The sequence below is a fragment of the Bradyrhizobium sp. JYMT SZCCT0428 genome, assembly GCF_018131075.1.
Taxonomy (GTDB): Bacteria; Pseudomonadota; Alphaproteobacteria; order Rhizobiales; family Xanthobacteraceae; genus Bradyrhizobium.
In genome coordinates, this window is record NZ_JAFCLS010000006.1 from 149,989 (window position 1) to 174,730 (window position 24,742).

The window sequence follows — 24,742 nt, forward strand, 5'->3', positions numbered from 1 at the left end:
GCAACACGCTCACCATGAACCTCGATATGACCCGTCGCACCTTGCTGCATCTCGCCGGCGCCTCCTCACTCGCGGCGGCCGCCGCGGCCGCGGCGCACGCCGAGCAGGGTGGTAGCGGCGGCGGGCCGACTTTCGCCAACCGCACGCCGATGCGGATCGGCATGGTGACGATCCGCGTCCGCAAGCTCGATGTGGTGGCGGATTATTACCGCGACCTGCTCGGGCTTGCCGTGATGGAACGCTCGGCCACCGGCGCCGCGCTCGGCGCCGGCGGGGTCAAGCTGCTGGCGCTCGAGGCGCGCCCGGACGCCGCGAACGAAGCCCGCGGCGCCGCCGGGCTCTATCACACCGCTTTCCTGATGCCGACGCGCAAGGATCTTGCGCGCTGGCTGGTCAATGCCGCGATCCACCGCGTGCCGCTGTCGGGCTTTGCCGATCACCGCGTCAGCGAATCCGTCTATCTCGATGACCCCGAAGGTAATGGCATCGAGGTCTATGCCGATCGCGATCCCTCGCTCTGGCAATGGAGCGAGGGCACCGTGACGATGGGGACCGACCAGCTCGATATCGACAATCTTGTCTCGCTCACCAATACCAACGTCAGCGATTATGCCAAGGCGCCCGACGGCTTGCGCATCGGGCATATGCATCTGCGCGTCGGCGATCTCGCCAAGGCCGACGGCTTCTACCGCGGCACGCTCGGCTTCGATCCGACGCGGGCGCGCAGCGGCGCCGCGTTCCTGTCCTCGGGGCGCTACCATCACCATCTCGGTCTCAACGTCTGGCAAAGTGCCGGTGCCGGCCGCCGTGACGACGCGGCCACCGGCCTCGCCTGGTTTTCGCTGGAGATCGAGAAGGCGGATCTGTTCGCGGCAAAGGAAGAGCGCCTGCGTCAGGCCGGCGTTCAGGTCGCGTCTGTTGCCGGTGGCTTCGAGGCCGCCGACCCCTGGGGCACGCGCGTGCGCCTCGTCAAGGTCTGAGCCGTCAGGCGGGAGCAGATACGATGGATGCCGTGCTTCCCTTCCGTACCATGGCCTATAACAATGGCTGGGCCAATCATCGTTTGCTGACCGCCTGTGCCACGCTGTCGCAAGCGGATTTCACCGCGCCGCGCACCGGCTTCTTTCCAAGCCTGCGCGCCACGCTCAATCACATCCTGATCATCGACCGCTTTTACATCGACGCCCTGGAAGGCGGCACATTGGGGCCGGCGGCCTGGGCCAACGAGGAGCCGTGCGAAACCGTCAGCATTCTCCGCGACGCGCAAGGCGAGATGGACCGCCGGTTGATTGCCTTTGTCGAGCGCCTCGGCGCTGAAGATCTCGATCGCATCGTCAACGTCCACCGCGGCAGTCGCATCCAGCATGAGCGGATGGACCGGCTGCTGCTGCATCTGTTCCAGCATCAGATTCATCATCGCGGCCAGGCTCATGCGATGTTGAGCGCGACCGGTGTCAAGCCGCCGCAGCTCGACGAGTTCTTTGCCGCGGAAGAGGCGCCGTTGCGCGCAGCGGAGTTTGCAGAGCTTGGCTGGAGCGAGGATAAAATCTGGCGCCGCTGAGTTACCGCCGCGTTGTCCCGTCGCGGCATCCATCCAGAAACAACTGGACCGCGGCCGTGACGCGCTCACGCAGCTCCTTTTCTGGCCTGACGGTCTTGCCGCTGAGGATCGCGCTGCGGGCGGGGCCATCGACCACCGCGTAGAGGAATTGCTCTGCGGCGAAACGCCCATCCGTCGTTGATCGGATCTGGCCGTCGCGCATGGCATTGGAGAAAATGTCGGCGATCAGCTCTCGCACGTAGATGGCGTTCTCGTGATAGGTGAGGGCCAGTTCCGGGAATTGATGCGCTTCTGAGGTGATGAGCCGGTCCATCGCGATCGCCGCCGGTGCCAGCGCGCGTTTCGAGAGTTCGACGCCGATCCGGATCAGGGTCGCTTCGATCGGCTCGTCCCGATTGGATTCGGAGACGGCCGGTACCAGAAGATCATTCATCGCCTTGCGGACGACGGCCGCAAACAACTCTTCCTTGGAAGCGAAGCGGGCGTAGAAGGTCTGCTTCGAGACCCGCGCCGTCGCCGCGATGAGATCGATGCTGACCGCCTCAAAACTCGATTCCAGGAACAGCCGTGTCGCCACGTCGACAAGCTGCCCGGCGATCTGTCCGGCCTGTTCCTTGGTCGGCCGTCCGCTGTGTCGTCGCACGGTCTTGGCCGGCTTGGCCTTGGTGACATTCATCTAGCTGGTTCTCTCCGGGGCATTTGCCCGCGCGGCCTGTCCGGCGGCGCGGTCGCATCGTCAGATCCTTCTCATACCGGCTTGCGCCCGGCTACGGAAGTGTATAATAGTACGATATCGTTTGATTAACGCGGGGCGTTTCGGGCGGCGGCAGCCGTTTCGGGGCGAACGGAAGCCTGCGCCTGCGTCCCCGAAAGGAACTGGAAATGAAGCTGATGACGTTGATTTCCCGGACGATACTGCGCACCGCGCTCGCACTCTTTCAGATACTGATCGCGGGGCCCGGCAACGCCGCGGGCGCGGCCGACCCGAGCGGCACCTGGCTTACGCAAGACGGCCGCGCGCGCGTTCGCATCGAGCGCTGCGGCGCCAGGCTGGAGCAGGTTTGCGGCTTTATCGTCTGGATGAAGGAGCCGGTGGACGCGAATGGCCAGCCGCTGAAGGATCAGAACAATCCGGACCCCGCGAAGCGGCCGCGGCCGCTTCTCGGTCACCAGTTGATCCTGGGTCTCAAGCCCGTCGCGGAAGGACGTTTCAACGGTCAGATCTACAATGCCGAGAACGGCAAGAGCTACGAAATCTCGCTATCGCGCGGCGCCAGCGACCTCAACGTCACCGGCTGCATGCTGTCTATTCTGTGCGCCACCCAGATCTGGACCCAGACCACGAATGCCTTGCCCGGCCAGTTGGTCGGTATGACCGGCGATCCCACCGGACCCAGGGCGGACAGGGAGTGGGCGCAGGCGAATCCACCGACAATGGCAAGAGCCGCGAAATAGAACCGGCGAGTCAATTCGCGCCGTTTCGATCTGCTTCGCTCAACCGTTCCCAACATATCCTGGAGTTTGAAATGTCTGCCCTCTCGCGAGCGGACCGCCGTCTGGCGGCCCTAACCCTTGCTGCTGCCTTGAGCGGATGCGCCAGCGTGACACCGATCCCTTATTCGGAAATGGCTTCGTCGTCCTATCTCGCGCCAAATCCATCCGATGCGTCGGGGCGAATTCCGTATCGCTACTCGGCCGACGTGGACTGGCGCCCCTACAACAAGGTGATTCTCGACCCGGTCGTGATCTACCGGGGCCCGGACCAGCAGTTCGGCGAGCTGTCCGGAACCGACAAGACCACGCTGGCGAACTATATGCGGACGCGCTTCACCAAAGAGCTGGGCGGCCGCTTCACGCTTACAAGTCAGCGCGGCCCAAACACGTTGCGCGTGCGGTTGACGCTGACGGGGGCCGTCGCCAACACGCCGGTGCTCGGCACGCTCTCGCGGTTCGATGTCGCCGGCCTGGTCTATAACGGCGTGCAGACCGCGCGTGACGGCGAGGGATCGCTGACAGGCTCGGTCGTCTACGCCGTCGAGATCTTCGATGCGGGGACGTCCCGCCTGCTCAGCGCCTTCGTCACCAAGCAATATCCGAGCCCGTACGACGTCAAGGCCAGCGTGGGACGGCTGACGGCGGCGGAGGCCGGGATCGACAAGGGCGCCGAAGCGCTGGTGGCGCAATTGCAATGATGCCAAATCGTATCGGCGCGCTTCCCTCATTCGCCCAACAGCCCCGGCGCTCCGCGGATCCTCAGATGATCGTTGGAAGTCATAGCCGCAAGAAGCCGTGCACCCGGCAGATCGTTCGCTGGATCACCGAGCAGGCGACGGTACTGGACGACGGCGTCGCTCTGCTCGATGGTTTCTGCAAAGCCTTGCGCGATCAGGGGCTCCCGCTCTGGCGCATGAGCGTGGTGACCAACGCGCTCGATCCGTCCGTGCGCGGGTTCAGCTTCGACTGGCACAGCGACCGCGGCGCATCGCTGGCCTCCGCAAGCTATGACGACGAGGATTTTGGTGCCTTCGAACGCAGTCCGCTCCACGCATTGCTGGCCGATGGCCGGAGCTTCGCCCGATGGCGTCTAGGAGCTGATCCGAATGCCGCAAGCGCTGTTCCCGAACTGCTCGACCTGCGCGCGGAAGGCGGCACCGATTATGTCCTGCATCTGATCTGGTTCGCGCCGGGAACCGCGCTGAAAGGCGTCGCCATTTCGTTCGCGACCGACGCTCCGTCCGGCTTCAGCGACGACGACATGGCTGTCCTGGACGAAGTGCTTCCTGCGCTGGGGCTTGCCATCTGCAAACTCAGCCTGTCGCGGACATTGCAGGAAGCGCTCGCGACCTATCTCGGCTTGGAGACGAGCACGCGGGTCCTCGAAGGCAATATTCGCCGCGGTGAAGGCAAGACGGTTGCCGCTGCGATCCTGCTGGCCGATTTCCGCGGCTTCACGACCCTCACCGACCAGGACGATCCCGTGAAGGTGGTCGGTTGGCTGGACGAGCACTTCGATGCCATCGGCGAGCCGGTCACGCGCTGCGGAGGCGAAATCCTGAAATTCATGGGCGACGGCTTCCTGGCGATCTTTCCGGTGTCGGATCCGGAAAATCAGCCATGCGCGACCTGCGGCGTTGCCCTCGATGCCGCGGAGTGGGCGCTTGCATCCAATCGTGCATTGAACGAGCGACGTCGCTTAGTTGGCCTGCCGCAATTGGAAGTCCACATGGCGCTGCACTTCGGTCAGGTGGTCTACGGCAATGTCGGAACCAGCCGTCGGCTCGACTTCACGGTGATCGGCCGCGCGGTGAACGAAGCCAGCCGTATCGAGGAACTGTGCGACGACGCAGGCTGCCCTGTGCTGGTCTCCGATACGTTCGCTGAACGCTGCGCCCGTCCGCTGCAGCTGGTCGGCACGTTTGCCCTGCGCGGACTTGAGCGCAGGCAGCAGATCTGGGCGCCGGCAGCATGACAAGGTTCGAGCAGCCTCTGTTCACTGCGGCGGGATCTTGCGGAAATCTAGGTCTGCCTCTTGAGAAGTTTCTGAATTTCGCCTGTGAGCGCGCGTGCGGCGGGTGATAAAGACTGGCCTCTCAAAGTCACGATAGACACGGTGCGCGTCAACCCGGGGTTCGCTATGGGAGCGGCCTGCAGGTTTTTCCTAAGCGGGCTTGGCAAAGCGATTTTCGGCAGGATGCCGACCCCCATTCCAGCGCCTGCAAGCGCGATCAGGGTGTGCGTGTGCGCCACCTCGAATTTGATCTCCATGTGCAGATCGCGAACGGCCAAGGCCCGGTCGAGCATGATGCGCAAGGCCGCCGACCTGGAGTTGAGCAACACCGGATAGGCACAGAGTTCGGTCAGGTCGACCGACGTACGCCGTCGAAACCGAAAGCTCTTTGTCGCGATCGCATAAATAGGGTCTTCGAACAGGCTATCAAACCGAAATTCAGTCGAGCGTTCCATCTCGACCCCTATTCCGAAGTCGACTTCTCTGCGGCGAATGCACTCGATCAAATCTGCAGCGGCAAGTTCGCGGAGACTGATACTTATCCCGGGATAGCTCGCCTGGAAGGCGTGCAGCGCGTGCGGCAGTATTGTCGCTGCGATGGTGGGGATGCACGCGAACGACAGCGTTCCCCGCTGGATGTCCACGGCTTCGCGAACTTCTCGAAGGCCATTCTCCCATTCGCCCAATGCGCGCCGAGCGAACGTCAGTAACTTCAGCCCTTCAGCAGTCAATTCGACCCGTCGGGTTGTCCGGTGAAACAAGGCCACACCGACCTGTTCCTCGAGCTGCTTGACCTGCATGCTGACCGCGGATTGCGACCGGTTCAGCTTTTCCGAGGCCTGCCGAAAGCTCTTGTTGTCGGCGATCGCGATGAAGATGTGCAGCAGCTTGAAGTTGACGTTTGTCATTCGCTGTTCCCGTGCGGAAACGTTAAATCAAGAAACCTGAATAATCGATCAGATAATCTCGATAGATTGATCATAGGCCGGTGTCTATGATTTCGCTAGTCAGGCTGTTCGGCCGCCGTCGCGGGTGACTGGTGGGTGGACCCTGAACAAGAAAAAGCGTCGAGCCTACGTGCTCATGCGGAAGACTCAAGACGATAGCTACCATTGGGAGCAACGCATGAAGGTGGTTCGTTCGCTGATCGCAGGAGTCGCCGCTGCATGGGCTCTCTGGCCGTCATGCCTCATGGCGGAAGACTTTCCGACCAGGCTGGTCCGCATCGTCGTGCCGCAATCCCCCGGCGGTGCCACCGACACATTTGCGCGCACCATCGGACAGAAGCTCAGCGAGCACTGGAAGCAGCCGGTCGTGATCGAAAATCGCGCAGGCGCCGGAGGGGTGATCGGCACCGAGTCGGTCGCGAAGGCGCCCGCAGACGGATACACGCTGCTGGTGACCTACGAAGGCTCACAGGCGATCAACCCCAGTCTTTACGAGAACCTGCCGTTCGATTCCATCAAGGACTTCACGCCGATCGGCACCATTGCAACGACGCCGTTTCTCCTGATTGTCGGCCAAAAGGTGCAGGCGAAGACATTCCAGGAATTTCTTGCCCTGGCGCGCACCGATCCCGGCAAGATGAACTACGGCTCGGCCGGCAACGGCTCGGTCAATCATCTGCTTGGCGAAATGCTGCAGGTCGAGGCTGGTATTCGTATTACCCATGTGCCGTACAAGGGTGCCCCGCAAGCCATCTCGGACGTGATCGGCGGTCACCTCGATTCGGCCTTTGCCAGCGCGCCGTCGGTTATCGCTTCGGTCCAGCAGGGATTGGTGCGCGCGCTCGCCATCAGCAGCGGCAAACGTGCAGCTATTTCGCCGGACACGCCGACGATTGCCGAAGGCGGCGTCAAGGATTTCGATGTCAGTCCGTGGTGGGGGATCTTTGGTCCGGCGGGTCTTCCACCGTCGGTCGTCAGCAAGATCAACGCCGATCTCGCCGAGATATTAAAGGCGCCTGACGTCCTCGAAGTGCTCGCCAAGCAGGGAGGAACGCCGCTGATCAGTTCGCCGGAGCAATTTCGCAATCTGCTCGCAAAAGATATCGCGAAATGGGCAAAGACGGTGAAGGCGGCAGGCGTCAAGGCGAACTAGGCCGATTCACCTGCGGCTCACGCTCCCGATGTGTTGGTCGCGAACGCGGCCTGACTGAGGTTTGATATGTCCGAAACGTTGACAAGAGACGAAGCCAAGGTGCGCGAGAAGATCATCGATGCCGACGTGCATCCCTGGATCAACGGCGACATCAAGGGTCTGAAGAAATACCTGTCACGCGACTGGTGGGAGCATTTCGACGGCCGTTACGTGCTGCCGAACCATTGGCTGCGGCCGCCGCTGGCGCGGGCATCTTCCAACCGTATCGACGCCATCACGCCGTCGGGCGGCGAGCCCGGCTCCGATCCGGTGTTCATGAAGAAGGAACATCTCGACAAGCACAATATCAGCCACGCGGTGCTGTCATCGATACAGGCTGGCAAGCTTGCGGCGATTCCCACTGCGAACGAGGCGGTGGCGCTTGCGACCGCCTTCAACGAATATTTTCTGAGCGAGTTCGTTACCGTCGACGACCGCTACAAGCTGGCCATGGTCGTCGCCGCGCATGATCCGCTGGCCGCAGCGGCCGAAATCCGCCGCATCGGCCATCTGCCGAACGTGGTTGCGGTCTATATGCCGCTGCTCAACATCCTGATGGGGCAGCGCCACTACTACCCGATCTACGAGGCGGCCGAGAGCCTGCGGCTTCCGATCCTGATCCACCCCACGGGAACAGAGGGAGGGTTTCCAACGGCGGTCGCCTTCGCGGGGGGAACGCCGAGCACGTATATCGAGCGCCATACGAATTTTCCCGAGATCGGCATGTCCAGCATCAACAGTATGATCTTCGAAGGCGTGTTCCACCGATTTCCGGGGCTGAAGTTGCTTGCAGCGGAGTTTGGCTTCAGTTGGTTGCCCCATTTTCTGTGGCGGATGGATCAGAACTGGCATCAGTTCCGCAAGGAAGTGCCGTGGGTGAAGGTGAAGCCGAGCGAGACCGTGCTCAACCATGTGCGGTTCACGTCGCAGCCGATGGAGGAGCCGGAGAAGCCGGAATACCTGACCAGCATCCTTGAGATGATCCATGCCGATCGCACGCTGGTGTTCAGCACCGACTATCCGCACTGGGATAATGACTTTCCCCGTCTCACGTTACCGGGAATTCCAACAGCGCTGCGGCAGCGGATATTCTTTCAGAATGCCGCTGACCTCTTCAATTTGGCTTGAGCGGCCATAGCGTTTTCAAGCGAAGTGGGTACCGGCTAGCGCGAAGAAAACGCGTCAAACAAAAGTGCTATCGACGGAGGGTACGGTGAGCTTACATCTGGTCGCGCAACTGGATCAGTTGAAGGACGCGACACCCATGGTCTTCACCGTGGCTGGACGGTCGATCGGCCTCATCAAGTCAAACGGCAGGGTCCATGCGGTGCGGAATGTCTGCCCTCACAAGGGTGCACCGGTATGCAGAGGTTCGTTCAAGGGAACGATGCTGCCTAGCGATCCCGGTACCTTCGTGTTCGGCATGGATGACCGGATCCTGCAATGTCCGTGGCACGGCTGGGAGTTCGATCTGAACACCGGCCGCACCCTGTGCGGCCACAGCAACAAGAAGCTCGTCCTGTATCCGGTCACGGTGAGGGAGGGCGCCGTCTACGTGGACATTTGACGGCTTGTGTGATCGGCGACGTCGCTGTTTGAGCAAGACACAGATCAGGAGTGATAATGACTACTTCAAGATTGGGCTTTGCCGGCGTCGGCAAGATGGGCGGGTTGATGGCAGCGCGCTTGATCGAAGGAGGCCATCCTCTGATCGTGTTCGATGCGAACGACCGTGCAGTGGCGCCATTGGTGAAGGCCGGCGCCATGCGTGCCAACGCCTTGGCTGATCTCGCCGCGCAGTCGGAAGTTGTATTTGCCAGCCTGCCGACGCCGGACGTCGTGCGCGAGGTTGCGCTCGGGCCCGGTGGCATTGTGGAGAGCGCCACGACAAAATTGTTTGTCGATCTATCGACGACAGGACCCCGGATCGCCCGCATCGTCGCCGAAGGCCTCGCCAGCAAGGGCATTACGGCAGTGGATTGCCCGGTGAGCGGCGGTCTGGCCGGCGCGCGCAACGGCACGCTGGCGCTGATGGTATCCTGCCCGGCCATGGCTTACGAACAGGTGCAGGATCTGCTGAGGGTATTTGGCAAGCCGATCTTCGTCAGCGAAATTCCGGGCGCCGCGCAAACCATGAAGCTTGCAAACAACTTGCTCGCCGCCTGCGCGATCGCGATTTCGTCGGAAGCTTTCGTATTCGGCGTCAAGGGCGGCCTGGATCCAAAGATCATGTGCGAGGTGTTCAACGCGAGCAGCGGCAGAAATACCGCAACCTTGGACAAGTTTCCTCGGTCGGTATTGCCGGGCACGTTCGATTTCGGCTTCTCGACGGCCTTGGCGTTCAAGGATGTGAAGCTCTGCCTCGATGAAGCGGAAGCGCTCGGCGTCCCGACACCGGTCGGCAGCGCGATCCGGCATGTTCTCGGCATCACGCAGGCGATGTTCGGTCCCGAATCCGATTTCACCAGCATGGTGCGTCCATTCGAGCGATGGGCCGGCGTGGAGGTGCGTTCTCGGCCCATGGTTCTGAATGAGGCTGAACAGTAACGATCGAACGTCAGAACTGCGGCGGCAGCTGCGCGGCGACCTCGCGCGCGGCGATGCCCATGTCGTTTGCGAGCGCCAGCGAGCGTGCACGATCGAGCTGGCTGCCGAGGCCGACGGCCGCGATCGTGTGCGAGATCGTGCCCTGGCTGTTCAGAACCGGCACCGCCACGATGGTGACGCCGTCAATGTAATTGCCGCGATCGATGCTGAAACCCTGACGGCGTACCAGTTCGACTTCCTTGCGCCAGGAATCGTAGCTCGGCGCGTTGTGCCAGCGCAGCAGGCGAAAACGCTTCTCGATCTCCTTCTGCGGCTGCCCGCAAAACGCGGCGACGCATCGCCCCGTGGCGCTGATCAACGCGGGAAACCGGCTCCCGACATCGACATGCAGGCGGACCGGCGCCTGGCTGCGGGCCAGGGCGATGACGATCATGTTGTCGAGGTCGGGCACTTCGACGCCGATCGCCATGACGCCGTAGCGGTGTGAGAGATCATCCAGCTTCGGCCGCACCAGGTTCGGAAAGTCGCTGTTCTCGAGCACGGCGCGCGCCAGCGGCAGCATGCCGACACCGAGCCTGTAGCGCTTGGTCAGGGGATCGACCTGCAGCAGGTCTTCGGCAACGAGCGCGCGCGCGATGTGAAGCGCGGTGCTGGGCACGAGGTCAAGACTCTCCGCAATCGCCTTGAGGCTTTGCGGCGAACGGCTGCGGCTGAGCAGCCGCAGAATGGCGATGGCGCGGGTGACGGCAGGTACCGCGCGGACCCGTGGGGCTTTGGGATTCGGCATGATTGTCTCTGTACAACATTGATTGCGCCGCAACAACGCAGCGAGCTAATTGTACATATACAATTATAAACGCTATTTGACAATTGGTTCGTCTTCGGTATTTTGCCGCCATGACCAAGCTGACCTACTTCACGAGCTACGCGGATGCGCAGGCGGAGTTCTCTTCCGCCAGACTCTGGGAATTGTTCGCGGGCAACCGCGAACGTCTCAACATCGCCCATGAATGCATCGACCGGCATGCGGGGCGTTCCAATCCGGCTGTCATTGTCGTTCACGCCGACGGGCCGGATGAACTGTTGAGCTTTCGCGAGATATCGGAAGCCTCGTCGCGCTTCGCCCACTACCTGGCGAGCGAGGGCGTCAAGCCCGGCGATCGCGTGGCGATCATGCTGGAGCCGTCGCGGGCCTTTTATGTAGCGGTGTTCGGCACGATGAAGGCGGGCGCGATCGCCGTGCCGTTGTTCACGCTGTTCGGACCCGATGGCGTCAAGCTGCGCGTCAACGATTGCACGCCGCGGCTGATCGTGACCAACGCCGAGAAGGCACCGAGCCTGGACGGCATCGAAGCGAAAATCGTGGTCGCCGACGATGCGTTCCTGAACGGACTTGAGCGCTTCTCGCCGCACTTTACGCCCAACACGGCGGCCGACGCGCTGGCGCTGTTCCAATATACATCTGGGACGACGCGCGAGCTTCCCGAGGCGGTCAAGCACACCCATCGTGCGATCGTAACGCTGATGGTGGCGGCGCTCTACGGAACTGGTTTGCGCCCCGGCGATCGCTTCATCTGCCCGTCGTCGCCGGCGTGGGGCCATGGTCTCTGGCACGGCACGCTGGCGCCGCTGGCGCTCGGCATCACCATTGGCGCCTATGCCGGCAAGTTCAATCCGGAGCGGCTGCTGTTGGCGCTGCAGCAGCACCAGTTCACCAACATCTCGGCGGCCGCCACCCATTACCGCATGATGCGGAATTCCGGCGAGGCGCCGAATTATCGCTACGCCATCGAGAAACTGTCCTTCACCGGCGAGCCGATCGACAGCGAGACCGCTTCGTTCGTCGAGCATATTTTTGGCCGGCCGGCCTGCAGCATGTATGGCACCACCGAGATCGGCGTGATCCTGGTGAGCTATCCCGGCGCCGGCGATTTCGTCGTCAAGCCCGGTTCATTGGGCAAGCCGATCCCCGGCGGGCGCGTCGAGGTCCATGATGCCGAAGGCCAGCCATGCCCGCCCGGCGTCGCCGGCGAACTGAAGGTCTGGCGCCACGGACAGTGGATCGCCACCAAGGATCTCGGCCGCATCGACGAGGACGGCTACTTCTATCACGGTGGCCGCGCTGACGATGTGATCATCTCCGCCGGCTGGACCATGAGCGCCGTCGAAATCGAGGACGCGATCCTCAAGCATCCGCAGGTCCGCGAGGCCGCCGCCATCGGCGTCGCCGATCCGCTGCGCGGACAAGTCGTAAAGGCCTTCGTCGTGACCGACCGGGCAGGCGACGAGGCGTTCCAGCACGAGATCCAGGACGTCGTGCGCCAGCGCCTCAGCCATCACGAATATCCGCGCGTCGTCAGTTTTGTCACCGAACTGCCCAAGACGCCGGCCGGCAAGGTCAACCGCAAGGTGCTGCGCGACCGCGAGCAGGCCATCACGAAATCAGAAGCGAGATAGAGGCAAAAGCCTGAAAGGAAGGAACGTCAATGCTTGATACCGTCGAAACCAGGTTTCCGAAAATCACCGAGGACGGCCTCGACGATCTGCGCAAGCGCATCGGCGTCTCCATCGGCGTCACCGCCGAGCCCTGGTGCTATGAGGCGACGCGCGACAACATCCGCCACTACGCGCACGGCATCGGCGACGACAATCCGCTGTGGTGCGACCCTGATTACGCCGCCAAGACCAACCATGGCGGCATCATCGCGCTGCCGAGCTTCCTGTTCTCGACCAGCCGCATCGTGTCGGGTTACGTCGGCGGTTTGCCCGGCGTCCACGCGATGTGGTCGGGCGCCGACTGGACCTGGCACAAGGCGGTCCGTCGCAACGACGTGATTTCGACCGAGGCCAAGCTGAAGGATCTTGTCGAGCATCAGACGCGTTTTGCCGGCCGGGCGATCCAGCAGACCTATCACGTCGATTTCTTCAACCAGCAGGGCGACCTCGTCGCCGAAGCGGATAGCTGGTGCTTCCGCACCGAGCGCGACCACGCGCGCGAGCAGGGCACCAAATACAAGGAGGTCAAGGCCCGCGCGCCGCGCCGTTACAGCGAGCAGGAACTGGCCGAGGCCTACAAGCTCTATGCCGAGGAGCGGATTCAGGGTTCGCGCAAGCGCTATTGGCAGGACGTCACCGAGGGTGAGGCGCTGCCCGTGATGTTCAAGGGGCCGATGACGGTCACCGGCTTCATCGCCTATGCGCAAGGTTGGGGCGGCCTCTACATCCGCGCCAACAAGCTCGCGTGGAAGCTTCAGGACGCCCATCGCGGTCTCGGCATCCCGAACCGCTTCAATATTCCTGATTGTCCCGAGCGCGTGCATTGGGAAGAGGAGTTCGCGCTCGAAGTCGGCGCGCCCGGCGCCTACGATTACGGTCCGGAACGCTGCTCCTGGCTGACCCACCACCTCACCAACTGGATGGGCGACGACGGCTTCCTGCGCCGCGCGACCTGCAAGATCCGCCGGCACAATCCCGAGGGCGACATGCTGTTCATCAAGGGCAAGGTGAAGCGCAAGTTCGTCGAGGGCGGACGTCATCTCGTCGAGATCGAGCAGGAAGCCTACAACCAGGACAATGAAGTATCGGTGCTCGGCACCGGCATCGTGGAATTGCCAAGCCGTTCCTGAAGAAGCTTCGTTCCTGACAACCGAACGGTCCATTGACCATGCCCGCAAACGAGCTCACGCGCGGAGCGATGACCGGCCTCAAGGTCGTCGATCTGTCGCGCGTGCTCGCCGGGCCGCTGTGCACGCAGATGCTGGCCGATCATGGCGCCGACGTCGTCAAGATCGAGCCGCCGGCGGGCGACGAGACCCGTGGTCTCGGGCCGCCGTTCGATGCGGCCGGGCAGGCGGCGTATTTCAGTGCCGTCAACCGCGGCAAGCGCGGGATGGCGCTCGACCTTTCGCGCAGCGAGGGGCGCGCCGTACTCGAAGCCCTGCTCAAAGATGCGGACGTGCTGGTGGAGAATTTCCTGCCCGGCACGATGGAGCGCTGGGGCATCGGCTTTGATGTTTTGTCTACGCGCTTTCCGCGGCTGATCTACTGCGCCATTTCGGGCTTCGGCGCCGACGGGCCGCTGGGTGGGCTGCCCGGTTACGATGCGGTGCTGCAGGCGATGTGCGGCTTGATGAGCATCAACGGCACGCAGCAATCCGGCGCCACCCGCGTCGGGGTTCCCATCGTCGATTACGTCACGGGATACAATGCGCTCACCGGCGTGCTGCTGGCGCTGGCGGCGCGCGAGCGCACCGGAATGGGGCAGCGCGTCGAGGTGACGCTGTTCGACACCGCACTCAATTTGCTGGTCCCGCACGCAGCCAACTGGCTCTGCTCGGGCAACGTGCCGGGCCGGCTCGGCAGCGCCCATCCCAACATCGCGCCTTACGACAAATTCGCAGCCAGCGACGGCGAGATTTTCCTTGGGATCCTCAACGATGGCCAGTTCCGCCGTTTCTGCCAGAAGGTGGCGCGCGAAGATCTGCTCGACGATCCGCGTTTTCGGACCAATGCCGACCGGCTCCAGCACGTCGCCGCCCTTCGCGCCGAACTCGAGCGCACGCTGGCCGGCTTCAAGTCCGACGATCTCTGCCGCGATTTGATGCGCGCGGGCGTGCCGGCGGGACCCGTCAACAATGTGGCGCAGGCATTCGCGCAGCCGCATGTGGCGCACCGCGACATGCTGATTGAGGGCGAAGGCCACCGCGCACCCGGCATTCCCATAAAACTCGCGCAGACGCCCGGCGGCGCCGGACGGCGGCCACCGCGCTTCGGTGAACATGTCCGCGAAATCCTGGGCGAGGCCGGCTTCGATCAGGCTGATATCGATGGCTTGATCGAGACCGGCATCGTCGCGTCAAACGATAAGAAGACCGACAACAAAAAATAAAATCTGGAGAGGAAACCGTTATGCTGAGTTTTGCAAAATGGACCGCAGGATTGCTGGCTTTGCTATGGAGCTGCGCGGCGGTTGCGCAGTCTTATCCGACGAGGCCGGTGCGGATCATCGTGCCGTATCAGGCAGGCCAGGGTACGGACGTGGTGGCCAGATACTTCGCCGAGCAATTGTCGCGGACGATGGGCCAGCGCTTCTATGTCGAGAACAAGCCGGGCGCCGGCGGCAATATCGGCGCCGAGCAGGCCGCGCGTTCGGACGCTGACGGATATACGCTGATGATGGGCACCAATGCCACCCAGAGCATGAACGAGTTCATGTACGCATCGCCGGGATTCGATCCGGCCAGGGATTTTGTGCCGATCATCCTGGTCGGCAAGCTGCCGATGGTGCTCGCGGCCAATCCGTCGTTTTCAGGAAATTCGCTGGCCGATCTGATTGCCGCGGCCAAGGCGACGCCGGACAAGGTCGATATTGCCCTGCCGAGCACGACGGCCCGCATCGTCTTTGAATTCCTGAAAGGGCGGAGCGGTGCGTCGTTGTTTTCCGTGCCCTACAAGGGATCGGCGACGGCGACGACGGACGTCCTCGGCGGCCAGGTGCCGCTGATCATCGACACGGTGACGGCGCTGCGCGGCCACGTCGCCGGCGGCAAGCTGAAGGCGCTCGGGATCACCTCGCTGAAATCGACCGAGCTGATGCCGGGTGTGAAATCCATCGCCGAGCAGGGTGTAGCCGACTTCGAAGTGACCGCCTGGAACGCGTTCTACGCGCCGCGCGACACGCCGCAGCCGATCGTCGATCTCCTGAACAAGGAACTGGCCAAGGCGCTTGCCGAACCCGAAACGAAGAAGCGCCTGCTGGAACTCGGATTCGATCCCGGCGGCGGAACGCCCGCCGAGCTGACCCAGTTCGAAAAGCGGGAGCGGCTCAAATGGGGTCCGCTGATCAAGGAAACGGGCCTGCAGGGCGGTTGACAGCGGCGGACGGGCGGTACGCGACGTCAGCGTTGCCCGTCATGGACTGAAATCGCGTCGGCGGACAGGCCGCCGATGCGGGCGTGCGGCCGGCCGCCGGTTGCCATCACAAGGCCGAACGCGATTTCGTCGCGGCGTGGCGCGTCCCACATCGTCATCTCGGCGGTGCCGAAGTGGCTGCGCACATAGGCGGCGTTGATATGGCCGAGCGGAACCATCAGGCGCGTGCCCGGGCCGCCGATCGTCTTCGCCGCGGGAACGATGGCCTTGGGTTGGCCGAGCACCTCGCGCATGCCCTGGCCGCCGGCCTCGTGCCACACTGCGCCATGCTCCAGCTCGCCGTCCTCGCCGACGACGATGCCTTTGCCGTAGGCTTCGATGCCGGCGGCGCCGCCGAGCTGTGCGATCAGTCCCGTGGCAAGCTCGCGGCCGAGTTCGCGGAGTGACGCCTGGAACGGCATCAGGTCCGGTTCGTAGCGGCCGGCAAAGGGATTGCGGATCACCGCGATCGCCGTGCCGACGCGCAGCGGCTGTTCGCGGCGGGGACCACGCTCGTGCCAAATCGTCTCGACGCTCAGCGACGTCTTGCGAATTTCATAGGCTGCGGACGATGGCATCGGTTCACTCGTCGATGACGGGATTGCGCAGCACGCCGATCTGTTCGATCTCGACTTCGACGACGTCGCCGGGCTTGAGGAAAATCGGCGGCTTGCGCGTGAAGCCGACGCCGGCCGGCGTGCCTGTCGCGATGACGTCGCCCGGCACGAGGTCGAAAATGGTCGAGGAATATTCGATCAGCCGCGGGATCGAGAAGATCAGCATTGACGTATTGCTCGATTGCACCGTCTCGCCATTGACGCGGGTCTCTAACTTCAGATTGGTGGGATCGGCAATCTCGTCAGGCGTCACCAGCCATGGACCGAACGGGCCGGTGCCGACGAAATTCTTGCCGGATGCGATCTGCTGCGCATGCCGTTGCCAGTCGCGGACGCTGACGTCGTTGTAGATCGAATAGCCCGCGACGTGATTCCAGGCGTCGGCCTGGCTGATGTGACGGCCGCCCTTGCCGATCACGACGGCGAGCTCGCCTTCCCAGTCCAGGCTGTCGGAAACTTTTGGCCGGATCACCGGCGCGTTGTGCGCGACCTGCGAGCGCCACACCCGCAGGAAGATCGGCGGAAATTCGGTGATCTCGCGCTTCATGCCGAATGCGACAGCCTCGTTGTGGTGATCGAGGTAGTTGCGTACGGCGCAGACGATCTTTTCGGGCCGCGGGATCACAGGCAGAAAACTGATCTCGCTCAGTTCTACGTCCGGCTTGTAGGCGGCGGCGATCTGCTCCCGCTCGGCGAATTTTGCGCTGCCGATGAAATCCGCCAGCGTGCCGCCGAGCACCTTGCCGAGATCGACGACTTCGTCGCCGCGCACGGCGCCCCAGCTTTCGGTCTGCTGCCGCAGGAAAGAGATGAGCTTCATGAACGCGATCCTCGGACCTGATTTAAGATTTCCGTAAAAGACACTATTTTCGAAAATTAAACAAGGGGAATTCATTTTCGGCTCGGGAGCACGCATTTCCGCGCGGTCGCCAAGGCCTGATCGGGTTCAATTCTGGCTGAACAATTCCGAAGCGTATTTGATGACGTTGTCGGTGGTGCTCTGGATGTGTTTTGCGATCAGCTCGCAGGCGCGGTCGGCATCGCGCCCAACGGCGGCCTTCATCAGCGCGCGGTGCTCGCCGGCCTTGTCGCGCGGACGTGGCCGGAACCTTGCCGAAATATTGCGATAGCGCTCGGCGCGTTCGAACAGTGATTGCCGGATGCCAAGCAGGGTCGGCGAGCCGCATGCCGCCACCAGGGATTCGTGAAACTCCCGGTGCGCCACCTTCCATTCCGGATTGTCGGCGTAGTCCTCGACCTCGCGCCCCTCGATGATTCCAAGTCGGTGAATCGACGAAATAACCGCGATTTCCCAGTCATCATCGCCATTTTCGATCGAGCGTCGGATCAAATCGACGTCGATCAGGATGCGGGCGCGGGTGAGATCGATCAGGTCCGCGAGGCTGATCGGCGCCACCTTGAAGCCGCGCTGCTCCTCGGCGACCACCAGCCCCTCGGCGGCCAGACACGTCAGCGCCTCGCGCAGCGTCGTGAAGCTCGCGCCATAGGCCAGCCGCAGCGTATCGAATTTGAGCACCTCGCCGGGCTTGAGCCGGCAGGTCACGATCTCGTTGCGCATCCGGTGAGCGATATCGGACGCCAGCGTCTTGCCGAATTCCTTTCGGCGCTTGAAGGCCGTGACGTTCATGTTGGAATCGCTCTCCGATCGCCTTTCGAGTCTATCGAGGCGAGAATGCTGTTGCAATAATTTTCGTAAGCGGTAGTATTTTCGAAAATACAGTTTGAGGACGGGTGGGAGCGCGCATGAAGGCTGTCTTGGTACACCGCCCGGGAGGGCCGGACGCCCTGGAATATCAGGACGTTCCGATGCCTGTGCCCGGCGAAACCGATGTGCTGATCCGGGCCGAGACCTTCGGGGTCGGGCAGCCCGACAAGCTGATCCGCAGCGGCGTCTACAAATGGATGCCGCCGCTGCCGGCCAACCCCGGCAACGACGTGGCGGGCCGGATCGAGGCCGTCGGCAGCGCCGTCCGTGACATCAAGGTCGGACAAAAGGTGCTGCTGAGCGCCCGCGATCTGGCGCAGCGCGGTGGCTGCTACGCCGAGATGGTCGCAGCACCTGCGGATGCCGTCCATCTGCTGCCCGAGCAGGTCGATCTCGAGGCCGCGGTTTGCCTTGCCAATTACCAGGTGGCCTGGGCGCTGTTGAATGAATGCGGATCGTCGCGCCCGCCGAAATCGGTGCTCGTCATCGGCGCGGCCGGCGGCGTCGGCTCATCGCTGGTGCAACTGGCAAAACTTGCGGGCATGACCGTGATCGGCACCGTCAGCTCGGAGGAGAAGGCGGTCTTCGCCGGCGCCATGGGCGCCGACGGCATCATCTACTATCGTGGTGAAGACGTCGTCGCGCGCACGCGCGAACTGACCGGCGGGCGCGGCGTCGATCTCGTGCTCGACCATGTCGGCGGTCCTGATTTCTTCAGCCATCTGCGCGCGCTGGCCAAGTGGGGAACGGTGGTCTCCTACAACGCGTTCGACGGCCTGCCGACGCAGAACATGATGGAGGAGATGCGCAAGCATCTCGACGTGTGCCCGGCCATCCGCTGTTTTTCGTTTCACATCTACGACCACGACCGCGAAGGCCGCCGAGCCATCATGAAGCGCATGATCGGCCATCTGGCTGACGGCAGCATCAAGCCGGCGATCTTCGCCCGCTTCAAGCTGTCCGAAGTCCGGCAGGCGCACGAGCTGCTGGATTCAGGCAAGGCACTCGGCAAGATCATCATGACGCGCGACTGACGGGGATAGTTACGATGATAGGTGTCAAACGCATCAGGCACGCGACGTTCGCGACCGCCGATATCGAACAGCAGATCGACTATTATCAGGGGATCATCGGTCTTGGCATTGTCGAAAGGCAGGCCGGCCGCGCGCTGTTCGCCTCGGAGTCCGGCGAACTCACGCTGGTTCTGGAGCAGGATACGGCGTCATCCTGCAAGGCCATGGCATTCGAGATCGCCCCCAATGTCGAACTCGCCGATGTCGGCAAACAGCTCAAAGATCTCGGCATCAAGTCCGAACTCCGCTCCGATTCGGTGCCGGGAATACCGCGCACGCTGGTTTTCTCAGACGTCGACGGCCGGCAGATCGAGCTGTTCACGCAGTGGCAATTCACCCCGCCGAGCGAACAGGTGCGGGGCATCGTCGTCAGCAAACTCGGCCACATGGCGCTGTACGCGCCCGATCCGGACCGCACCGCAAAATTCTATGCCGACGTTTTGGGTTTCCGCGATTCGGACCGGATCGAGGAAAACTTCGTCTTTATGCGCTGCGGCTTCGAGCATCACGCCATCAATTTCGCGCGCGGGAGTGACGCGCGGCTGCATCACATGGCGTTCGAACTGCGCGATGCTTCCCACATGCAGCAGGCCTGCGACCTGCTCGGGCGGCGAAAGATCCCGCTGCTATGGGGACCGGTGCGCCACGGCCCCGGGCACAACATCGCGACCTACCATCGCGATCCCGACGGCTATCTCATCGAGCTGTTCTACGACATGGACCGCATGGCCGACGAGGAGCTCGGCTATTTCGAGCCGCGTCCCTGGCATCGCGACCGGCCGCAGCGTCCGAAGACCTGGATCGGATTGCCGCGCGATATCTGGGGCGTCGGCCCGTCGCCTGACGCGGCGGAGTTTTCGCCGAAGATGCGCGGCGGAAAATAAGCGCGCGGAGCTTCCACGAACAACGAAAACAACGATCGATATGGGGAGAGACGAAAATGGCGGGATCAGCGCGTAGTTCAGTTCGTCGCCGCTTTATCGGGCGACTGTTCGCGATGCTGTTCATCGCCACGATCGCGGGATCGATTAGCGCTGCCAGCGCCCAGGACTATCCGACCCGGCCGATCCGGCTGCTCCACGGTTTTGCCGCCGGCGGCGCCGCCGACACGCTGTCGCGCATTCTGGCGAACGGGCTCTCGAAACGGCTTGGCCAGCCGATCGTGATCGAGGCCAAGCCGGGCTCGGGCGGCAATCTCGCCGCGGCCCAGATCGCCAAGGCCGAGCCCGACGGCTACACCATCGGGCTCGTCACCGGCGCCCACGCCATATCCCCGGCACTCTACAAGTCGCTGCCTTACGATTCCGTCGACAGTTTTGAGATGATCTCGACCGCCGTCTACTACGCGCTCGTGGTCGCGGTTCGCGCTGACTACGAGGCAAAATCGCTCGGCGAATTGATCGCGCTCGCTAAGGCAAAACCCGGCGAGCTCAATTACGCTTCGGTTGGATTTGGCAGCACGCATCATCTGGCCGGCGCCCTTCTGGAAACGACGGCCGGCATCAGGATGGTGCACGTTCCGTATCGCGGCGATTCGCTCACCGTCACCGCGCTGCTCGGCGGTGAGATTCCAATGATCGTGGGAACGCCGGTGCTGCTGGCGCCGCAGATCGAGAGCGGGGCCATTCGCGGGCTTGCCGTGACGTCACCTGCGCGCAGCAAGCTCTTGCCAAACGTTCCCACGGCGGATGAATCCGGCGTCAGGGGATTCGATGTGCGCACCTGGGCTGGGCTGCTGGCGCCGAAAGGCACACCGCCGGCGATCATCAAGCGCCTCAACAAGGCCGTTCTGGAAACCCTCGCCGATCCCGAAACCAGGGCGGCGCTGGAGACCGCGATCGGCGGCGACGTGCAGGGCAGTACGCCGGAAGAGATGCGCGCGCTGATTCAGTCGCAAATCGTAAAATGGGCCGACGTGATCAAGACCGCGAATATTCCGCGGCTGTGACGATCAAGGCATCGTCATGGCGGGCCTGCTTGCATTTCCGGCATCGTGAGCGGCCGAAAGCGCCTTTGTCGCCGCCATCCTTTCGCGTATGTTCTCAGGAAACCACTCCTTCCTGAGAGGCCATGTGACTGCAACCAATCCTGCCGCGGGTAAACCGGTCGGTTCCGCTGATCTCGTCAATGTTCCGCGCCTGATGACGGCCTATTTCGCCGGAAAACCCGATCCGGCCGATCCGGCGCAGCGCGTTGCCTTCGGCACCTCGGGTCATCGCGGCACGTCGCTGAAAAACTCCTTCAACGAAAACCACATTCTGGCCACCACGCAGGCGATCTGCGATTACCGCCGCGAAACCGGGCTGACCGGCCCGCTGTTCATCGGCATCGACACCCACGCGCTGGCGGAATCGGCGCTGGTGAGCGCGGTGGAAGTGTTTGCCGCCAACGGCGTCGAGATCATGATCGACGATCGCGGCGGCTACACGCCGACGCCGGTCATCTCGCACGCGATCCTGAGCTACAACAAGGGCCGGACGGGCGGCCTTGCCGATGGCGTCGTCATCACGCCGTCGCATAATCCACCCGAGGACGGCGGCTACAAATACAACCCGCCCCATGGCGGGCCGGCCGATACCGATGTCACGGCCAGGGTGGAAAAAGCCGCGAACGCCTTTATGGCGGCGGACATGAAGGGCGTGGCGCGGATGCCGTATGAGCGCGCCCGCAAGGCGCCGACGACGCACCTGCATGATTACATCCGCCCCTATGTCGCCGATCTCGGCAATGCCGTTGACATGGCCCTGATCAAATCATCCGGCGTGAAAATCGGCATCGACCCGCTCGGCGGCGCCGCCGTGCATTATTGGCAGCCGCTCATCGAGCACTACGGCATCAACGCCACTGTTGTGAACGACGTCGTCGATCCCACCTTCCGCTTCATGACCGCGGACTGGGACGGCAAGATCCGGATGGATTGCTCCTCGCCTTACGCGATGGCGAGCCTGATTCAGATGCGCGACAGGTTCGACGTCGCCTTCGCCAACGATACCGACGCCGATCGCCACGGCATCGTGACGCGCACCGGCGGGTTGATGAACCCGAACCATTTCCTTGCGGCTGCGATCGCCTATCTGTTCGAGCACCGGCCGCAATGGGGCAGGGATGCCGCGATCGGCAAGACCATCGTTTCCAGTTCGATCATCGATCGCGTTGCGAAGAAGCTGAACCGCAAGCTCGTTGAAACTCCCGTCGGCTTCAAATGGTTCGTCGAGGGGCTCGGCAGCGGCGCATTCGGCTTTGCCGGCGAGGAAAGCGCCGGCGCCTCGTTCCTCAAACGCGACGGATCGGTCTGGACCACCGACAAGGACGGCGTCGTGATGGGGCTGCTGGCGGCTGAAATCCTCGCCAAAACCGGCCGCAATCCCAGCGAGTTGTTTGCGGGACTGACCGCCGAACTCGGCACGCCGGTCTATGCGCGGATCGACGTGCCGGCAACGCCAAAGCAGAAGAACGCGCTCAAGGCGCTCGGGCCGGATCAGCTTGGGCTGAAGGAAATGGCCGGCGATCCGGTGACGGCGATCCGGACCAAGGCGCCCGGCAACGATCAGCCCTTCGGCGGTATCAAGGTCGAGACCGATCAGGGCTGGTTCGCGGCACGGCCGTCCGGCACCGAAGACGTCTACAAGATCTACGCCGAAAGTTTTCGCGACACGGATCATCTCGGGAAGATCCAGAGCGATGCCAAAGCCGCGATCGCCAAGGCGTTCTGACGAAGCGCTCGCTGTTAAGCCCACGGCTGAGGCAGGTGCTCCTGTGCGTGAGCACGCTGCACAGCCGGCCGGCCGATCATGCGCTGCAAGTAGGCGCCCAGTTGCGGCCTGCTGGCAGCCGATCTGGGCATGCCGCGAGTCCACCGCGCGAGCGTGAAGAGTTTGACACCGAGGAAAGTCGCGAAGATCCGTACGGCTGCCCGAGGTTTGGTTTGTCTCGCAAAGGCCCATGCCGATCGCGCTGTTGCCAAAAGAATTCTTAGCTGCTTCGCTCCTTGCAGCGACCGGATCTCAACTCACGGCGCCAGGGAGAAGAACGTGACGCACAAGGGCATGGTGGTAACTCCGCAACCCGAGGCCACAGAGGCGGGCAGGGACATCCTCGTCGCCGGCGGCAATGCGATCGATGCTGCCATCGCGGCCGCGCTGGTTCAGACAGTCGTTGACCCCATGATGTGCGGAATTGCCGGTTTCGGAAGCCTGGCCGCCTATTTCCCGTCGAAGAAGGTGCATACCTACTACGATTTCCATGCCCCGGCGCCATCAGCCGTACGACCTGACATGTGGCAGGATCTGATCGAGGGCGAAGCGCGTGACGGATACGGCTTTATTCTCAAGGGGAACGTGAACGACATCGGTTATCAATCGATCTGCGTGCCTTCCTCGCTCAGGGCCTTTGCCGACGCGCACCGTGATCTCGGCAAATTGCCCTGGTCGGAGCTGTTTGGCCCGGCCATTGATTACGCGGAAAGCGGCTGGAACGTCCGGCCGCATGTCTACAGCTGGTGGTCGGAAGAAGGAACGATGGGACGGGTGGGCAATGCCAACCGAATTTCATTCGTCCCATCGGCCAAGGCGCTTTATTGCCGAGCGGATGGGTCGCCGAAGCGTGTGGGAGATCGCGTCGTCAATCGGGACTATGCAAACGTGCTGCGGGTTATCGCGAAGGATGGACCCGACGCCTTCTTTCGCGGCGAGATCGCCGATGCCATCGACGCGGACATGCGGGCCCACGGCGGTCTGTTGCGCCGCTCTGATCTCGAGAAGCTGCGAACCGCAAGGAACAAGCCGCTCTCAGCCACCTATCGAAACTCACGGGTGACCACAAATCAGGCGCCGGGCGGCGGCATCATGCTGCTGGAGATGCTTCGGACGCTCGAGAATTTCGACTTGAAGTCCATCGGTCACAACAGCGTCGAATACATTCGCGTCGTTGCCGAAGCCATGAAGGCCGCAACGCGCGACAAGGATCTCTTTATCGGCGACCCTTCCTTCGTTGACGTTCCGACCGATCGCCTGATCTCCAAGGAGCACTGCGCCGAAATCGCTGATGGCATCAAGCGTGGCGACAAGGTCAACGTGGTCAGGCTCAATGCCGGCCTCCCGAGCAAGGATACGACACAGGTTTCGATATGCGATGCCGACGGCAACTGCATCTCGATGACCCATTCGCTCGGGTTGCCATCTGGCGTGATCACTGAGGGGCTGGGCTTCATGTACAATGGATGCATGGGGGTCTTCGATCCGCGGCCCGGCCGCGCCGGCTCGCTGGCGCCGGGAAAGGCGAGATTCTCCTCCATTTGCCCGTCGATCGTCTTCAGGGATGACAAGCCCGTCCTGGTGATCGGAGCACCCGGTGCGACCCAGATCGCCATGGGCGTGCTCCAGGTATCGCTGAACGTCCTCGACTTCGAAATGTCGATGCTGGAGGCGGTCTCAACGCCCCGCTTTTCGGCTACCAGCGATATCATCGATCTCTCGAACCGGATCCCGCGCTCTGCCGAGCGGGCGCTGAATGGGCTCGGATATCAGACGGTACGATCCGCACTTAGCCACACATTCGGTTGGGTACACGGTATCAAGATTTCTTCTGAAGGGATGCAAGGTGGTGCCGATCCAGCGACCGACGGGATGGCGCTTACGGCTTCCTGAACTTGAACGACCAGGC

At 62.8% G+C, this 24,742-nt stretch carries 24 protein-coding genes; 18 read left to right on the top strand and 6 right to left on the bottom strand.

Features of this window, described 5'->3' with window-relative positions:
• The first annotated feature begins 14 nt into the window (after positions 1 to 14).
• Both JQ575_RS08335 and JQ575_RS08340 read left to right on the top strand, forming a co-directional pair.
• Positions 15 to 980: a VOC family protein gene (locus JQ575_RS08335; protein WP_212032733.1), complete on the top strand. Its 966-nt coding sequence runs from the start codon at positions 15 to 17 to the stop codon at positions 978 to 980.
• A gap of 23 nt (positions 981 to 1,003) precedes the next feature.
• The gene (locus tag JQ575_RS08340; RefSeq protein WP_212032734.1) at positions 1,004 to 1,561 is read left to right on the top strand and encodes a DinB family protein; all 558 of its coding nucleotides are present in this window, start codon (positions 1,004 to 1,006) and stop codon (positions 1,559 to 1,561) included.
• Between the two features lies 1 nt (position 1,562).
• On the opposite strand, the gene JQ575_RS08345 is transcribed toward JQ575_RS08340, so the two are convergent.
• On the bottom strand, positions 1,563 to 2,237 hold the full coding sequence (locus JQ575_RS08345; protein ID WP_212032735.1) for a TetR/AcrR family transcriptional regulator: 675 nt from the start codon (positions 2,235 to 2,237) through the stop codon (positions 1,563 to 1,565).
• Between the two features lie 206 nt (positions 2,238 to 2,443).
• Here JQ575_RS08345 and JQ575_RS08350 point away from each other — a divergent pair, with 206 nt between their 5' ends.
• The 3 genes from JQ575_RS08350 to JQ575_RS08360 all read left to right on the top strand — a co-directional run bounded on the left by JQ575_RS08350 (position 2,444) and on the right by JQ575_RS08360 (position 5,030).
• Positions 2,444 to 3,016: a DUF2147 domain-containing protein gene (locus JQ575_RS08350; protein ID WP_312015903.1), complete on the top strand. Its 573-nt coding sequence runs from the start codon at positions 2,444 to 2,446 to the stop codon at positions 3,014 to 3,016.
• 71 nt (positions 3,017 to 3,087) lie between these two features.
• Entirely contained in the window at positions 3,088 to 3,753 is a 666-nt protein-coding gene (locus JQ575_RS08355; RefSeq protein WP_212032736.1) for a DUF3313 domain-containing protein, read from the top strand.
• 65 nt (positions 3,754 to 3,818) lie between these two features.
• Positions 3,819 to 5,030 (top strand): adenylate/guanylate cyclase domain-containing protein, encoded by a 1,212-nt coding sequence (locus JQ575_RS08360; RefSeq protein ID WP_212032737.1) that lies wholly within the window; start codon positions 3,819 to 3,821, stop codon positions 5,028 to 5,030.
• Positions 5,031 to 5,077: 47 nt separating this feature from the next.
• Here the strand turns inward: JQ575_RS08360 and JQ575_RS08365 are convergent, their stop codons facing one another.
• A complete protein-coding gene (locus JQ575_RS08365; RefSeq protein ID WP_212032738.1) occupies positions 5,078 to 5,977 on the bottom strand; it encodes a LysR family transcriptional regulator in 900 nt (299 codons plus the stop codon).
• Positions 5,978 to 6,194: 217 nt separating this feature from the next.
• Here JQ575_RS08365 and JQ575_RS08370 point away from each other — a divergent pair, with 217 nt between their 5' ends.
• The 4 genes from JQ575_RS08370 to JQ575_RS08385 all read left to right on the top strand — a co-directional run bounded on the left by JQ575_RS08370 (position 6,195) and on the right by JQ575_RS08385 (position 9,755).
• On the top strand, positions 6,195 to 7,169 hold the full coding sequence (locus JQ575_RS08370; RefSeq protein WP_212032739.1) for a tripartite tricarboxylate transporter substrate binding protein: 975 nt from the start codon (positions 6,195 to 6,197) through the stop codon (positions 7,167 to 7,169).
• 66 nt (positions 7,170 to 7,235) lie between these two features.
• Positions 7,236 to 8,336 (top strand): amidohydrolase family protein, encoded by a 1,101-nt coding sequence (locus JQ575_RS08375; protein WP_212032740.1) that lies wholly within the window; start codon positions 7,236 to 7,238, stop codon positions 8,334 to 8,336.
• 85 nt (positions 8,337 to 8,421) lie between these two features.
• Entirely contained in the window at positions 8,422 to 8,775 is a 354-nt protein-coding gene (locus tag JQ575_RS08380; protein WP_212032741.1) for a Rieske (2Fe-2S) protein, read from the top strand.
• 56 nt (positions 8,776 to 8,831) lie between these two features.
• Entirely contained in the window at positions 8,832 to 9,755 is a 924-nt protein-coding gene (locus JQ575_RS08385; protein WP_212032742.1) for an NAD(P)-dependent oxidoreductase, read from the top strand.
• Between the two features lie 10 nt (positions 9,756 to 9,765).
• Here the strand turns inward: JQ575_RS08385 and JQ575_RS08390 are convergent, their stop codons facing one another.
• Entirely contained in the window at positions 9,766 to 10,542 is a 777-nt protein-coding gene (locus JQ575_RS08390; protein ID WP_212032743.1) for an IclR family transcriptional regulator, read from the bottom strand.
• Between the two features lie 110 nt (positions 10,543 to 10,652).
• Here JQ575_RS08390 and JQ575_RS08395 point away from each other — a divergent pair, with 110 nt between their 5' ends.
• From JQ575_RS08395 to JQ575_RS08410, 4 genes are read left to right on the top strand one after another with little or no spacing between them, the layout of a single operon-like run.
• A complete protein-coding gene (locus JQ575_RS08395; protein WP_212032744.1) occupies positions 10,653 to 12,212 on the top strand; it encodes an acyl-CoA synthetase in 1,560 nt (519 codons plus the stop codon).
• A 29-nt stretch (positions 12,213 to 12,241) separates the two neighbouring features.
• A complete protein-coding gene (locus tag JQ575_RS08400; protein ID WP_212032745.1) occupies positions 12,242 to 13,381 on the top strand; it encodes a MaoC family dehydratase N-terminal domain-containing protein in 1,140 nt (379 codons plus the stop codon).
• 38 nt (positions 13,382 to 13,419) lie between these two features.
• Positions 13,420 to 14,643, top strand: coding sequence for a CaiB/BaiF CoA-transferase family protein (locus tag JQ575_RS08405; protein WP_212032836.1), 1,224 nt, complete (start codon positions 13,420 to 13,422; stop codon positions 14,641 to 14,643).
• A 20-nt stretch (positions 14,644 to 14,663) separates the two neighbouring features.
• On the top strand, positions 14,664 to 15,626 hold the full coding sequence (locus tag JQ575_RS08410) for a tripartite tricarboxylate transporter substrate binding protein (RefSeq protein WP_212032746.1): 963 nt from the start codon (positions 14,664 to 14,666) through the stop codon (positions 15,624 to 15,626).
• 26 nt (positions 15,627 to 15,652) lie between these two features.
• Here JQ575_RS08410 and JQ575_RS08415 read toward each other — a convergent pair whose 3' ends face one another.
• From JQ575_RS08415 to JQ575_RS08425, 3 genes are all read right to left on the bottom strand, one after another.
• On the bottom strand, positions 15,653 to 16,243 hold the full coding sequence (locus tag JQ575_RS08415) for an amino acid synthesis family protein (RefSeq protein ID WP_212032747.1): 591 nt from the start codon (positions 16,241 to 16,243) through the stop codon (positions 15,653 to 15,655).
• A 4-nt stretch (positions 16,244 to 16,247) separates the two neighbouring features.
• Positions 16,248 to 17,102 (bottom strand): fumarylacetoacetate hydrolase family protein, encoded by an 855-nt coding sequence (locus JQ575_RS08420; protein WP_212032748.1) that lies wholly within the window; start codon positions 17,100 to 17,102, stop codon positions 16,248 to 16,250.
• A gap of 126 nt (positions 17,103 to 17,228) precedes the next feature.
• A complete protein-coding gene (locus JQ575_RS08425) occupies positions 17,229 to 17,930 on the bottom strand; it encodes a GntR family transcriptional regulator (RefSeq protein ID WP_212032749.1) in 702 nt (233 codons plus the stop codon).
• A gap of 116 nt (positions 17,931 to 18,046) precedes the next feature.
• On the opposite strand from JQ575_RS08425, the gene JQ575_RS08430 reads away from it, so the two are divergent.
• From JQ575_RS08430 to JQ575_RS08450, 5 genes are all read left to right on the top strand, one after another.
• On the top strand, positions 18,047 to 19,042 hold the full coding sequence (locus JQ575_RS08430) for a zinc-dependent alcohol dehydrogenase family protein (RefSeq protein ID WP_212032750.1): 996 nt from the start codon (positions 18,047 to 18,049) through the stop codon (positions 19,040 to 19,042).
• A gap of 14 nt (positions 19,043 to 19,056) precedes the next feature.
• Positions 19,057 to 19,965: a VOC family protein gene (locus JQ575_RS08435; protein WP_212032751.1), complete on the top strand. Its 909-nt coding sequence runs from the start codon at positions 19,057 to 19,059 to the stop codon at positions 19,963 to 19,965.
• 56 nt (positions 19,966 to 20,021) lie between these two features.
• Positions 20,022 to 21,029 (top strand): tripartite tricarboxylate transporter substrate binding protein, encoded by a 1,008-nt coding sequence (locus JQ575_RS08440; RefSeq protein ID WP_249166521.1) that lies wholly within the window; start codon positions 20,022 to 20,024, stop codon positions 21,027 to 21,029.
• Positions 21,030 to 21,117: 88 nt separating this feature from the next.
• Entirely contained in the window at positions 21,118 to 22,794 is a 1,677-nt protein-coding gene (pgm, locus tag JQ575_RS08445) for a phosphoglucomutase (alpha-D-glucose-1,6-bisphosphate-dependent) (protein ID WP_249166522.1), read from the top strand.
• Between the two features lie 318 nt (positions 22,795 to 23,112).
• Complete coding sequence (locus JQ575_RS08450; protein WP_312015904.1) at positions 23,113 to 24,726, top strand: gamma-glutamyltransferase family protein; 1,614 nt, start codon at positions 23,113 to 23,115, stop codon at positions 24,724 to 24,726.
• Positions 24,727 to 24,742 lie beyond the last annotated feature (16 nt).